We start from the raw sequence: 13,544 nt of genomic DNA on the forward strand, positions 1-13,544 counted from the left end.
AGCAGGTCAAATTCTTTTTTTGTCTTTAGGAGGACGGAAATGAAAGCGGAAGAATTATTTATTTCAGCCAAAGACGGTTTTACCTTAAGTTTGAGTTACTTCCCTGCGGAGAATACGGATAAAAAACAAGTCATAGCCATCCATTCTGCGGTAGGAGTGAGAAAAAGTTTTTATTCTCCTTTAGCGAAGTTCCTGGCAGGAAACGGATATCACGTTTTTACACTGGACTACAGAGGAATCGGAGACTCAGGCAATCCTTATCAAGTAGAAGAAGGAATGCATGTTTGGGGAAGTTTGGATCTGGCAGCATTGCATGAATTCATTTTTCAAAAATTTCCTAATTCGAAACTTCATATATTGGGGCACAGCGGAGGAGGATGGCTCACAGGATTTTTACCACCTCCACAAAACTTAAGTTCAATGGTATTTCTTTGCGTAGGAAACGGTTACTACAATTCTTTCCCATTTCCTCAAAACATCAAAATATATGTATCTTGGAAATTTCTGATTCCTTATACAGTGAAAAAACACGGAGTTCTTCCTACGGGGAAAAGTTATTACGGACTTCCTCTTCCTAAAAACGTTGCTTTAGGTTGGGCGGAATACGGATTGAAAAAAGATTTTATCGAAGACTTCTCCCTCAACCCCAGGGCTAAATATTTGGAAAATTATAAAGTGAGTGCTCTCTCTTACAGTTTCAGTGATGATTCGGTTCTTCCGGAAAGTACCGTAAAATCGATGTTAGCAAAATTTGCAGGACTAAAAATTACGGAAAAACACATTCGCCCTGAAGAGATAGAAGAAAAAGAAATAGGACATTTCGGATTTTTAAGGCCTGGCCATAAGAAAAAACTATGGCCGGATCTTTTGGAATGGCTGGAAAAACAATAAAAGTCGATCCGTGGTGCGAAGACATGCTATTTCGCTTAATATTTGTTATTTTATTTTATCGACTCTTTGTCTCTGAAAATAATAAAACCTCTTCGGCTTAGTATCATAGAAATCCCAGTTTTGGAACATCATAATTCCGAATAATTCCACTATACGATGAGTCTCCATGGATGCGGTTCCCCCTACTCCTAAAGTCAAAGTAGTACTCATCGTGGTGTATTTTTCCCAACTCTGAATCTTAAATTGGGTTTCCCGGCTTTTAGCAAAAGCTTCGATATATTCCTTAGAAAGGATCTCCCTTAAGTTTCCGTTGATTGGAGAGGCGCTCCCAGTGGAGCAGAATCTTAAAAAAAACATGATTTCGCAATTCAAAGACAATCCTGAAACAACGAATCCGCCAGAGAAGTCCCCTTTTAGAATTTCTTCCTGATCATTGAGTATAGGAGAATACTTTCTCCAGCTTCGAGAATATTCTTCATTCATATACTTAGTAAAACCAACGTTTGATCCTAAAAAAAACGCTTCTGCCCCCGCTTCCAATCCATATCCGGGACGGATCACGAAAATATCAGAAATTCCGTATGCGATATTTCCCAAATACCGAACGGGAGCCATGAGAATATTTTTTACGGAAAATTCAGAATGCCTGTCTTCATTGAGTTTGTCCGCAAGTTCATTGTATTTGGCAGTCAAAGAAACATCAACTAACTTCGTGTTCTCGATCGTATTCTTAGCGAGCTGCATAGCGCTTGCGGAAAGTTCCTTTTTTTCTCTGGAAAGAGATTCATTCTTCATCTCTGACTCAAACAAAGATAAAGTATTTTCTTTCTCAGCAATATTCAAAAGTTCATTGATTTTGTTTGTTAAATAAACGGTTCCGATCTTTTTGATCTCGGAAGATCGTTTCTCGGAATTCACAAGTAAATCGGAATATTCCGTTTCAGGAAAAATTCCTTTCTTCATATTTTTGATGTAGGAAGTTCTCTCCGTAGATTTACGATCTGCGATATCGAAATCCCTGTTCCCCACGGAACGATGGATGCCATCGGAAAGGATATCTAAAAATGCATTTTCCAAAGAGCGAATCGAATCCTTCAAAACGGAACCTATTTTTTCATTCTTTGCGGAAGGATGTAACTTCTCCCATTCATCCAAATTCGAATGATAAACGGACAAAAACTTTTCAATGGATTCCCTGTTTAGATTTTTTCTTTCCTTCTCGAAATCCTCTGAAATTTTATCTATCCTCTCTTTCCATAGAATCCCCGTTACATTCTGTCTCCTAGAAGATACGGAAGAATAAAACTGTTCTATCCTTGATTTCGTTTCCGGCCTAAGTTCATCCAATACGGTGATGACTCTTCCGTAAATCTCCTCCCCTTCCTTGAACCTATCCATTTTCACTAAAAGATCCGCCTGGTTGATGTATCCTGCCAAACTGCCGATCAATTCTTGATCCGTTCGATTCGCACCTTCCAAATAAGGAATTTGAATTTTATCATCGGAAAGTTTTGGGATGGAAACCGCAATCGGAAGAATGGAATGATAAGAAGGAGCTTTATTTTTATCGATCACATACCCTTCATTTAACAAAGATTTACCGGCCTCTTTTGCAAAAAAGGGGATTTGAAAGTCTTCGCATGAAAAATGAACGGTCTTTTTGATTTGATAGGAATCGTTACTTCCTTTCTCCAAAAGATAAGTTTGAAAATAGAAAACATTTCCGTTCTTTTGGTATTCAGCATAAGCCAAATAATCAGGCTTATAAGGAGATTTGACGATTTGTTCCAAAAACCCGTTTCTGTCCCCACTGAAAGACAACACTAGACCTGCCTGCTTCAAAAGAGCGGCAAGAGCGTTGTCGTCCAAAATGGAAATATTTTTCGCTTCGGAAAGCAGCCCCTCCAACAAACCGGCACTGGCTTGAAAAGCGAACTGAGATTCCGACTTAGGAAGGACCGTCTGTAGATACAATCTTTTGTTCTCTTCCGATCGCAGAGAAGAGCCAAAACAAATAGAATACATAAAGACCCAAAAAGATATGGAAACTAAAGATTTCATAATTTATAAATACTCTCAGTTTCCCAATGTAAGAAAAAGGCGCAGAAAGCATAATCAAAATTTTGATCCGACTACCGCACAAGCTAAAAGCCTGAATCAATTTATATAACATAAGTTTATCGAATTTATAAAGAAAAATCTCATACTAAACGCAAATTACAAAATATTCGAATAGTAAAATGAACCAAAATATAGACAAACTCATTATAATAGGAATAATGATGTGATTTCGAAGAACGAATCTTACCTTCTACCGAATCACTTCCTTCAAATCGAGCAATCCAAGAAAAGGAATCATATACAATATAGGCTGAAACAGAACAGCCGTCACATCAAAGAAGAAGACATCAAACTTGCCCAGGATACACAACCACCTCCGTGAAAACAAAAGCGACCGAACCATATAACAAAAACAAGGAACGAGTTCTTATAAAACGTGACTGAAGCGAACAAAGCTCGTACCAAATCATTCGAAGGAAAGGCTACCGCGTACACCGTATAACTTTCATTATAATAACCAGAACTCATCAAAACTTTTTTCTTTTCCTTGGGGCGCTTCGAATCCATACTCCGATCGGAACTTTTATGAAGAACGACCGCGCTCTCCGCTGCAATCAAAGCGAAACAAACAGCATTTCCCGTGAGCGAGTAAAGACGTTTCCGCTTTGATTTACGCTACGATCGCTAGCGCGGGGTATACTTTCCCCGCCCTGATCATGGGTGGGGAATCCTCCCGCCACCCATGACCTCTCTCTATCATTTCCGCTTCGAAAGGACAACCTGTTTCCGAAACTTGGCATTTTTTTTAGTTTTCTTTTCGCTCTTTTGCCCATAACTTTTCACCTTTTTCACTTTTTTCAAAATAAGGAAAATATCTGTGGAAGGTACTACATGGAAATAGCTTGGTAAGTTGGATACAGTGAAAAAAAAAACGACACCTAACAAGAAATAGATGCCGTATTTTAAAGAATTTACTTAGATTAGAAAAAAAATTTATTTCCTGGAAACTTGCTGACTTAATTTTTCCAAAAGAGAATTGGCTTTTTCCAAATCTTTTTTAGCCTGAGCCACCTCCGCAAGCAACGCCTGATTCGTCGCACCTGACTCCAAAGAAGAGTTCAAGTCCAAATCCTCATTTTCTTTCTGAGCTTCTTCCATACCGTTCATAATGACCCCGATAAACAGGTTCAAGATGATCATAGTTCCCGACAAAACGAAGCTAATGAAAAATGCAGCTCCCAAAAGTGGTGTTGCGGAAGGATGCAGACACAACGCCTCGTTACCATCATAACCGAATTGATTGCATCCGTACATCTGAATGTACATCAGTTCCGTCCAACCTTCCAAAGTAACCACTCGGAACAAGGAAACCATCGCAATCGCAAGATTTCCGAAATGGATCGGATCGTTCGCCCCAAACATAAATACAGAGGCTACCCCGTAGATATAAAATTGCAGAAGAAGCAGAATCGATACATACCCCATAGAAGGAATACTTTTCAAAAGAGCGGAAACCAAAATCTGAAGTTTAGGAAGAGCGCGCACCAGCTTCAAAACCCTAAGAAGTCTCAAAAGTCTGAGGATAGTTACATACTGTCCGCCCCCTTCTCCTAAAGGCAAAAAAGTTGCGGCAACGATAAAAAAATCGAAAACGTTCCAACCGTCAAAAAAATACAGATACGGTTTTTTCCCAAAAGATAGCATCTTGATGATAATTTCCGCAATGAAAATGGAAATGATGATTTTGTCAGCGGAATGCAGAAGGGTTTCCCGTTCCTTTGCGAAATCATGATTCGTTTCTAGGCCGATCAAAATCCCGGCGAAAAGAATGACCAAGGTAATAAAATTTTGAAATTTTGCAGAGTCTGCGATCTTTTTTGCAATGGCAGTCAAGGAAATACTCCGGTTAGAAAATGGGTTTATAAAGTTGCAGACTATATGGAAGTCAACAACAATTTCCTTCAAATTTACTAATGACACACCCCTAGGAAATCTCCGCAAAGAAGCAATTTACTGTTCGTAAAATACCCGTAATACGAAATAAAAGGGGTATTATCAGGCATACTATAGATTTGGAAATTACTAGTTGAGAGGAAGCGGTTTTTCCTTTAACAGAAGTTTTATGTCATCAATCATAATTTTCACAGACTCACCCCTGTTTCCGTTATAGATTCCACGAAAACGTAGATTTTCATCTATCAGAAAGATCTGTTCCGAATGAACGAAATCTTTTACGGAATCTTTATTCGTAGTATTCGTGTCCGCTTGGAACGTATTCCTTGCCAGTCTAAAAATTTTTTCCCTATCTCCGGTAAGCAAACTCCATTTTTGAGGCCAAATCCCTTTTTCTTCTCCGAATTTCTTCAATTCGAAAGGAGTATCCAGATCAGGAGTCACCGAATAAGATACAATCTGTACTTTAGGTTCTTTTCCGTAGGCAGATTGAACGAATTTCAAATTTCTTATGATACTCGGGCAAATCCCGTGGCACTTAGCAAAGAAAAAGGATACGATCGTTATCTTATCTTTTAAATGAGTTTCCTTTATGTTCTGATCCAATTGGTTTTGGAAGGAAAAAGCATCCACCATCCTTACTTCCTCAGGAAGATCTCCCTGTTCCGACCAGAATGCCTCCAAGTCTTTTCCTCTAAAATAAGGAAGTTTATCCTTTTCCGGCTTTGCGAAAAAAGTGAGTGAGGAATCTTTTTTGCCGCTTTCCTGCTCCCAAGAATCACAACCAAACAAAATTAAGGTGAAAATAATAAGGGCACTGTAATGGAAAAAGGATTTCATCCTAACGAATGACTGTTTTTTGATTGGTTTCATCGCCTTTCAACTTAAAACAAAGTTTAGATCCCAAAACGCCATAAAGCCTTTCCGAAGTATAAGAATAATTGGCAAAGATCTTACCGTCTTTACGCCAAACTTTTTGGCCGATGAGGTTACCTTTTTCGAATCTTCCATAACGATAAGGATTCCCTTCCTCATGCCATTCCCAATGATCCCCATCGGACAGACCTTCCTCGTCATAGGAGAATTCGAATCTAGGCTTCCCGTCTTCATACCATCCCTTATGTACACCTATGCTTTTTCCGTTTCGATAAAAGTATTCAGCGGCTAACTGCCCGTTCAAATACGTGTCGTAAGTTCTGCCATCTTCCTTTCCTTCCTTCATTTCAGTTACCCGGATTATACCGTTCGGATGAACTGATTTCATGATCCCAGTAAAAGGAACTCCTTGGTAAAAATAGACGCTGTCATACCCTATCGAAAAATTAGGATCATTGTCCATACGTATGTCCGGACCCAATTCCTGTTTAGAGTTGCAATAGGATAAACAAAGAAAGGATAAAACGATAAAAAATAGATTTCTCATAGAAATACTAAGAATTACTGGGATGTCCCCGCTGTTCCTATGTATTTTCCTGATAAAATGATTCCGTTCACTTCGGATCCGTTATTCACATGATAATGGTAAGCAGTAGAGGAAGTTTTCGTAGAATTATAGTTAGCTGCCTGTGTCCAGGAAGTCGGAACCGAAGTAGTTTTGCCGGAGAGATTACATTGAGTCGTACTATTAGCACCTCCTAAACTGAACCCGGAAGTACCGTTTGCAGTATCATCGTGTTTTTTACCGAAGATCAAATAACCGTCCAAAGCGATTCCTACCAAATTACTGTCGTTATTTGTGAGTTTAGGAGGCTCTACGTGGTAATGATAAGCACCTGTGTTTGTAGGATGACCTTGAGAGGTATCGAAAGTATAGTATTCCGTAGATAAGGAATCTCCGGGAGCTGCTTGGTCGTTATAAATAACGATTCCGTTCGTAGAAACTCCGATAGCTCCAAAAGAACTGGCAGGTGCCGATGTGGAGGTATTATTCATGGGAACAGTTAAAGTGATGTTTTGTGATTTAATCAAATTAGGATTCGCTGAATTTTTCCCGGAAGAGTTTGTATATAAAGAGGATTCATACAAGGAACTGGTGCTTCCCCAATACACTGATTTATAAGTGGGAACGGATGTTGTTTTAAATACGTAATTGGAACCGCTGACGGATACAGTAACACAAGTAAAACTGTTCTTAATCCAGTCAGGCACTCCTGCGCCGAAAGAGGTAGTACAGGATGAAGAAGATAAAGCAAGCAAAGCCAAAAGAGTCACAGAATCCTTATTGTCGTCTTTCTTTTTTGTGCAATTCATCAGCAGGCAAGCGGTTAGGAAGGAAATCAGAAGGTGCTTTTTCATGGAAAAAATGTAAGTGGGTTCCGAAGGAAAAGCAAACTAAAAAAACAATATTGTCAAAATATTTCTGAAAAACCCACGTTAAAGTACGAAGGATCTGTTAGTTTCTTTTTCCTCCCCATTCAAGTCGTTTTCGTTTTCCCCATCACCCGATACAAGTTTGCGACTCCTTCACAAAGAAACGTCACCCAAGGACGTTTTAGAAAACTACTTAGAAACGAATTGCGGATGAGACAAAATCCTCTCTACCCATTCCTTCCTTTGAGCAGGATCCAAATTCTTCGGATAACGAGCGTCACTTTTCTCCCATCGGGAAAGCCATTCTTTGCCGAGTAATCCTGAAAGTTCCGATTCCGTATTTGGTTTTCCGGAATAAGCAACTGTAGTTTCCGATTTGGGACCGGATCCCAAACCCCTTCCCACCCAAAAACCGCTGTGGAGCAAAGAGGAACGCACAGCAGTGGATGCGGAATAAGTGTACAAACGAACCAGCCTGGAAGAATTTCGAAGCCGATCAAAGAGTTGTTCGAAAAAAGTATGAGTCCATAAGGAGGAATCCGTCTTAAAAGAAAACGGATCGTAAAAGATAAGATCGGGAATCTCTTTCTGTACAAAATGTACAGCAAAATCCCCTTCTACAAGTTCCCAAATCAGATTTTTAGAATCGGATTTCCAAACATTATATTTCAAGAGTTCCCAGGGCGCTTTGTGAAACAGATGGGGAAATTTTCCATTGTTCTTCAAAGCCAAACGAAGTGGATCTAAATCCGATTCGAAACTGATGATCTTTAAAGTGCGAGGAACTTCTATTTCTTCGAAACAACGAACCGCCATCATTGCGTTCGTGGCAGCGCCTAAACCTACGTCCCAAATCACAAGAGGAGCCGTATCGGAAGAAGAACGAAGTATTTCGGAAAGTCCGGATTGTTCTATATAAAGTTGCTTCGATTCCAAATAAGGATCGTTCACCGAATGCATCACTTCACCCGAACTTTTCTGGCGAACGCTCCAATACTCCCCAGCAGGATTTTCAATCAGCTCGTAATCCCCTAAACTTTTTTTACGGTTCGCTTTGGATGGTTTCAAACGATGGAAAGATGGATTCACATTATCGGTTCGATCCAATTCTTCCTTTTTTCTTTCATAAAAGGAAGCAAAAGTATCGGATAAAATTTCTTCCCGCATATCTTTCATTAATTTATGATAAAAATAAAGATTATGAATTCCTAATAAATGCCAGCCTAAGACTTCTTCCGTTTTCGTTAAATGATGCAGATAAGCTCGAGAATAGGAACAACAACAAGGGCAATCACAATCAGGATCCAAAATTTGATCTTCAAATTTATAAACAGTCCTATGAATCTGCAATTTACCTTTGCTCGTGAAAGCGACTCCTCTCTGAGCCAGCTCAGTAGGAATGGTACAGTCGAACATATCCACACCCCGATGCACAGCTTCCAATAAATCCAAAGGAGTGCCCACTCCCATTAAATACCTGGGAAGGTTCCTCGGGAGTAAGGAAGCGGAAAGTTCGCAGAAATCGTTTCTCTCTTCTTTGGTCTCACCTACTGCAAGACCCCCTATGGCAAACCCGTCAAACGGAAGTTGTGTGAGAACTTCCGCACTTCTTTTGCGTAAATCCGGAAAACAAGCACCCTGCACAATCCCGAACATAGACTGAGGAGAATCCCCTCTGGCATCCAAACTTCTTTTCGCCCAACGATGAGTGACTTCCATTGCGGACTTAGCTTTGGAATATTCGACCGTAGAAGGAACACATTCGTCCAACACCATCATAATATCGGAGCCGATCGCTTTCTGCATACCGATACTGATTTCCGGAGAAAGGAGGACGTTCTGGCCGTTCACATAACTTCGAAATACGGCACCTTCTTCCGTCATTTTTCGTGCATTCGGAAGACTGAAAATCTGGAACCCTCCCGAATCCGTAAGAACGGGTCTGTCCCAATTCATGAATTTATGAATCCCACCTAACTTTTGAAATACTTCCGGGCCGGGGCGAAGAAGGAGATGATAAGTATTGGCAAGTAGAACGTTGGAGCCCGCCGCCTTCAACGTTTCCACGGTTTGGGATTTCACGGTGGCCTGTGTTCCCACAGGCATAAAAATAGGCGTTTTTACTTCTCCGTGTAAGGTGGTGAAGCGAGCAGCTCGCGCTTTCGAGCCGGACGCCTCTTTCTCCAATATAAAGTCTAATCTGGACATGAAAGAATGACGGAAAGACGAGAACCTATTCTAAAGATCTTCGTCCGACCATCCTACATCCGATAAAAAGTCGTCATAGGAACCGTCAAACACAGTGATCTGATTGTTGTCGAAAACGATGAGTTTCGTAGCCACTGCTTTCAAGTGCATCTCATTGTGAGTGACCATCACTACGGAACCGTCAAATTCATCGATAGCTTCGATCAAGGAATCGCAGGATTGCATATCCAAGTGGTTCGTTGGTTCATCCAAAAAGAGAAGGTGGCAAGGAGTCACAAGAATCTTACCCAACATCACCCTGCTCTTTTCTCCTCCGGACAAAAACTTGATTTTTTTCAAAGCAGTGTCACCGGAAAACATAAGTCCTCCAGCGATGTTTCTGGATTTACCTTCCGTGCAGGATTTATCCGCACTCATAATTTCTTCCACGACTGTGGCATTTTCGTTTAAGCTGAGTTTGTTGGTTTGCCCGAAATAACCTTCTTTCAAAACGGGATGTTTGGAAACATTTCCTGAAACGGGAGAAAGCTCTCCCGCAAGGATCTTCAGCAATGTAGATTTTCCCTTACCGTTCTTTCCGATGATACAAATTCGATCTCGTTTGCCTACACTGATGGAAAAATCATCGATAAGCAAAGGCCCTTTTCCATCGTAAGAAAAGGAAATATTTTCTGCGGATAACATTTGATTTGCGCCAAAGGAAGCACTGTTGAAATAAAGCTCCAAATCTTCAATGTTCTCTAAAGCTTTCATCTCTCCCTGTTTCTCGAGTTTTTTCACACGGGACTGGGTTCTGCTGGCAAAACTCGCCTTAGCTTTGAACTTAGCGATGAAGATCTCTTCCTGTTTTCTTTTTTTGGCTTCATTCAAACGGGTCTTTTCGTAAATTTCTTCTTCCTGATTGATCTGGTTGTAGAGTTTGTCCGTATCTCCCTGTACTTTGATCGCCTTTGTGCGATGGATCGCCACCACATGAGTGACAACACTGTCCATAAAACTTCTGTCGTGAGTGATAAGAACAACTTCCCCTTCCCAGGACTTCAAAAAATCCTCAAGCCAACGGATCGTAACGATATCTAAATAGTTGTTAGGTTCATCTAACATCAACATATCGGGACCGGAAACTAAAAGTTTAGCCAGATTCATACGAATCTGATACCCGCCGGAAAACTCGGAAGGGTTTCTTTCCATGTCTTTCTCTGAGAAACCCAAACCGGAAAGGATCTTTTCCACTTTCCAAGTTTCGTATTCTTCTCCTTCAGGAAGTCCCAATGCGCATTCTTCCAAAACGGTAGGCATGGTGAAATGAAGATGCTGCTGTAAATGGCCGATCTTATAGTTTTTAGGAACCGTGATGGTTCCTGAGTCAGGTTCTACGCTTCCCAAAATGATTTGAAACAATGTGGACTTACCGTGACCGTTTCGCCCCACAATTCCGATCCTTTCACCTCTGTTGATGGCGAAGTTCAAATCTTCAAAAAGAACCTGTTTTCCGTAAGACTTATTCAGTCCAAAAATCTTTATCATCTGTTTTACTTTATTATTAAATTATACGAATTTACTTATTTTCAAAATTTTATAGTTCATTCCAGGAAATGGTTCCGACCGATCTGCGGATATTTCCTTTCTCGTCGATCTCAATGGGACTTCCCGGAAAGTCGGAACGAGTGAGGCTTTGAATCAACTTAACGGATCTCAATTGAGGATCCGGGTAAGGAATGCCGGGCACTTCCATTATTACAGGAATGATGTTTCCTTTCAAAAAATTGCCTTGTTTGTCCAAAGCAACTTGCAGAACCAAAGACAAACCGTTGTCTCCTTTTACGGAAAGAGTTCTATAACCCAAAAAGTTTCCTAAAGAATAAGCGATGAGTCTGTCTTTATAAATTTCCATTCCTCTGGGAACATGCGGCCCATGACCTAACACTAAATCGGCGCCTAAATCGATCATCCTATGGGAAAACTTCACCATATTTCCTCGGTTCTCTCCCAAGAAGATTTCTTCCTGATCGGGAGTATGAATCGCATTCGCTTCCGCTCCCGCATGGATGGAAAGAACCACCAGATCCGCATTTTGGACGGCTTCGTTTACCAAAGCTTCGGAAGCTTCGAAATTGGTGATCGAATTATGATATCTTTGGTAACTGAATCCGATGAATGCGATTTTCAGATTTTTCACAGTAGTGTATTGGATGAGACCTTTACCTCCGACTGCCAACATACCCGCATCGTTTATATTTTTAATCGTATCATTGAATCCTTGTTCCGTGAAGTCCATCGAATGATTGTTCACAACACTGAGAACGTTAAACCCTACATCTTTCATAAGTTTGGCATAATGAGGAGGAGTGCGAAACGCATAGGTATTGGGACGTTTGATGTCTTTTCCCGATTTAGGATAATCGGTGAGAGTGCTTTCGAAATTCCCGAATAAGATATCCGCACCGGAAAGATGTTCCTGCATAGGAGAGAACAATTTCGCTTCATCATCTATCAAATGGCTTTCGGGATAATTGGAGCCGGGAATGGTATCTCCCACCGCTTTGATGGTGAGCACTTGGTCTTCGTTTGCAATGGATGTCAGATGAGAATCGGTCTGTTGTTTTTTCAGAATGGTTTTGTTTTTTTCCCCGACGCAATTCAAAACGAGGGAAACGATCAAAATCAAAAAAACAAAACGGAAGGAAGAAGAAAGAGGTTTCTGCGGGAAGATCAATGGATTTTTCATTTCAACTTGGTTCAGATTTGATTCTTTTCTTTGGAAAATCCACGAGTCCACTCATTTTTGAAAAGAAAGGCTTATCGGATCCGTTTCTTCCCTTCGACCCTGTTTGGTTTTTAGGCTAAGAAGGAGAAATGAGGGAAGAAGTATTCAAATGCTCTAATATATACTTTTCGACTTTCTTCATCGCATCGATGGAAAGAGTGGTGAATTTAACTCCGGAAAGAAATAGATCTTCCCGGTTGGGATCTTTTTTACACCACATAACCAATCCTTGGCAGATGAATCTAAGAGTTTGGCCGGGAATATAAACGTTCAAACTTAAGATCGTATTCTTCGGAATTTCCTTATGACTTGTCATTTTAATTCCGACCGTGCTGATGTCGGTGATGACTCCTTCGTATCTTCCTCCCTCGGTCCAAAGAGTGAAGCTGAATTGAATATAGGTTTTTAATCTTTCCGTTTTGCGGATTTGGCTTTTATGAATGATTTTCGGTTTATGAATGGAGATGTATTCCCCTTCTCTTTCGGGAAGTATGGAAGATCTAAATTGAAAATTATAATTCGACATACTGAACTCTACCAAGATCGAACCGGAAATTTTTTCTCTCAGAAAGTTTTCGTCGATCTTGATTTTCATTCTGTCCGATTCCAAAGCGTCCAGTATTCCTTGAAATTTTTTTCCCTCAGGATTGTTTTCCTGAGGGAAAATCTGAACAGGAAGATTTTGTTGGAAAGCGGACATATCTATCTACCGTTTCAAAAACACATAACCGGTGATTCCCGCCCAAACGGCCATCATCAAATGAAAGACATGCCATCTTGCCAAAAGCCCGAACAATAATTCGTCTCCTGCTCCCACAACCAAACCAGCTAACAAAAGAATGATGCAGGATAGAATCGTAAGGAGACCTAAAAATCTTTTCGAATTTAGGAACATCTGTATCCCTGCCACCAAAGCGATGACGGTTGCGATGGCACCTACGGGAGTTTTGATCGCAGGAACCGACCCCAAAACGAAAGCGATTCCGAAAACGGCAGAAGCAGCGATAAGGATATAAGAAAATATCTTTTTCGTTTCCTTCAGATTTCCTGTAAGAAAAAGATAAGCACCCCCTAGAAGAATCAAACCGAAGACGGAATAAAAATCGGAACCGAATCTGTGTATACCCACAAGTTCATCGACCAAATTCAATCCGTAACGAGTCGCTCCCAAAAGAGCAACGGCACCTAACAATAATAAAGATATGGACGCCAGACTATGTCTGTATTTGCGGTCTTTCTTTTGAAACAAAGAAAAAGAAAACCAAAAGGACACGATCACAAGAACGATTTCAGAAACGGCATAATGCTGCATAGTTTTCCCCTAAACCCGTAGAAGACTAATATGGGAATTTTA

General features: G+C 40.5%; 11 protein-coding genes. 1 reads left to right on the top strand and 10 read right to left on the bottom strand.

All coding sequences use genetic code 11. The features are described from left to right. The first annotated feature begins 39 nt into the window (after positions 1–39). Positions 40–891: an alpha/beta hydrolase family protein gene (locus EHS15_RS16230; protein WP_135761641.1), complete on the top strand. Its 852-nt coding sequence runs from the start codon at positions 40–42 to the stop codon at positions 889–891. Positions 892–936: 45 nt separating this feature from the next. Here EHS15_RS16230 and EHS15_RS16235 read toward each other — a convergent pair whose 3' ends face one another. From EHS15_RS16235 to EHS15_RS16280, 10 genes are all read right to left on the bottom strand, one after another. Beyond that, positions 937–2,952 (bottom strand): hypothetical protein, encoded by a 2,016-nt coding sequence (locus tag EHS15_RS16235; RefSeq protein ID WP_135761642.1) that lies wholly within the window; start codon positions 2,950–2,952, stop codon positions 937–939. Between the two features lie 993 nt (positions 2,953–3,945). Beyond that, positions 3,946–4,845 (bottom strand): ion transporter, encoded by a 900-nt coding sequence (locus EHS15_RS16240; protein WP_135761643.1) that lies wholly within the window; start codon positions 4,843–4,845, stop codon positions 3,946–3,948. A 189-nt stretch (positions 4,846–5,034) separates the two neighbouring features. After that, positions 5,035–5,778: an SCO family protein gene (locus EHS15_RS16245; RefSeq protein WP_246052242.1), complete on the bottom strand. Its 744-nt coding sequence runs from the start codon at positions 5,776–5,778 to the stop codon at positions 5,035–5,037. Next, a complete protein-coding gene (locus EHS15_RS16250; RefSeq protein ID WP_246052244.1) occupies positions 5,747–6,328 on the bottom strand; it encodes a toxin-antitoxin system YwqK family antitoxin in 582 nt (193 codons plus the stop codon). The genes EHS15_RS16245 and EHS15_RS16250 overlap by 32 nt, the downstream gene beginning before the upstream one ends. Positions 6,329–6,342: 14 nt before the next feature. Further along, complete coding sequence (locus tag EHS15_RS16255; RefSeq protein WP_135761644.1) at positions 6,343–7,200, bottom strand: YHYH protein; 858 nt, start codon at positions 7,198–7,200, stop codon at positions 6,343–6,345. Positions 7,201–7,404: 204 nt separating this feature from the next. After that, positions 7,405–9,423: a tRNA guanosine(34) transglycosylase Tgt gene (gene tgt, locus EHS15_RS16260; protein WP_135761645.1), complete on the bottom strand. Its 2,019-nt coding sequence runs from the start codon at positions 9,421–9,423 to the stop codon at positions 7,405–7,407. A 30-nt stretch (positions 9,424–9,453) separates the two neighbouring features. Then, complete coding sequence (locus EHS15_RS16265; protein ID WP_135761646.1) at positions 9,454–10,950, bottom strand: ABC-F family ATP-binding cassette domain-containing protein; 1,497 nt, start codon at positions 10,948–10,950, stop codon at positions 9,454–9,456. Positions 10,951–10,999: 49 nt separating this feature from the next. Continuing rightward, positions 11,000–12,151, bottom strand: coding sequence for a CapA family protein (locus EHS15_RS16270; RefSeq protein ID WP_135761647.1), 1,152 nt, complete (start codon positions 12,149–12,151; stop codon positions 11,000–11,002). 115 nt (positions 12,152–12,266) lie between these two features. Further along, on the bottom strand, positions 12,267–12,890 hold the full coding sequence (locus EHS15_RS16275; protein WP_135761648.1) for a PilZ domain-containing protein: 624 nt from the start codon (positions 12,888–12,890) through the stop codon (positions 12,267–12,269). 6 nt (positions 12,891–12,896) lie between these two features. Then, complete coding sequence (locus EHS15_RS16280) at positions 12,897–13,502, bottom strand: hypothetical protein (protein ID WP_135761649.1); 606 nt, start codon at positions 13,500–13,502, stop codon at positions 12,897–12,899. Positions 13,503–13,544 lie beyond the last annotated feature (42 nt).

Source organism: Leptospira idonii (assembly GCF_004770995.1).
GTDB lineage: Bacteria > Spirochaetota > Leptospiria > Leptospirales > Leptospiraceae > Leptospira_A > Leptospira_A idonii.

Coding starts and splice junctions, on each gene's coding strand:
- EHS15_RS16230 (WP_135761641.1), top strand. CDS start 40: ATGAAAGCGGAAGAATTATTTATTTCAGCCAAAGACGGTTTTACCTTA.
- EHS15_RS16235 (WP_135761642.1), bottom strand. CDS start 2,952: ATGAAATCTTTAGTTTCCATATCTTTTTGGGTCTTTATGTATTCTATT.
- EHS15_RS16245 (WP_246052242.1), bottom strand. CDS start 5,778: ATGAAACCAATCAAAAAACAGTCATTCGTTAGGATGAAATCCTTTTTC.
- EHS15_RS16250 (WP_246052244.1), bottom strand. CDS start 6,328: ATGAGAAATCTATTTTTTATCGTTTTATCCTTTCTTTGTTTATCCTAT.
- EHS15_RS16255 (WP_135761644.1), bottom strand. CDS start 7,200: ATGAAAAAGCACCTTCTGATTTCCTTCCTAACCGCTTGCCTGCTGATG.
- tgt (WP_135761645.1), bottom strand. CDS start 9,423: ATGTCCAGATTAGACTTTATATTGGAGAAAGAGGCGTCCGGCTCGAAA.
- EHS15_RS16265 (WP_135761646.1), bottom strand. CDS start 10,950: ATGATAAAGATTTTTGGACTGAATAAGTCTTACGGAAAACAGGTTCTT.
- EHS15_RS16270 (WP_135761647.1), bottom strand. CDS start 12,151: ATGAAAAATCCATTGATCTTCCCGCAGAAACCTCTTTCTTCTTCCTTC.
- EHS15_RS16275 (WP_135761648.1), bottom strand. CDS start 12,890: ATGTCCGCTTTCCAACAAAATCTTCCTGTTCAGATTTTCCCTCAGGAA.
- EHS15_RS16280 (WP_135761649.1), bottom strand. CDS start 13,502: ATGCAGCATTATGCCGTTTCTGAAATCGTTCTTGTGATCGTGTCCTTT.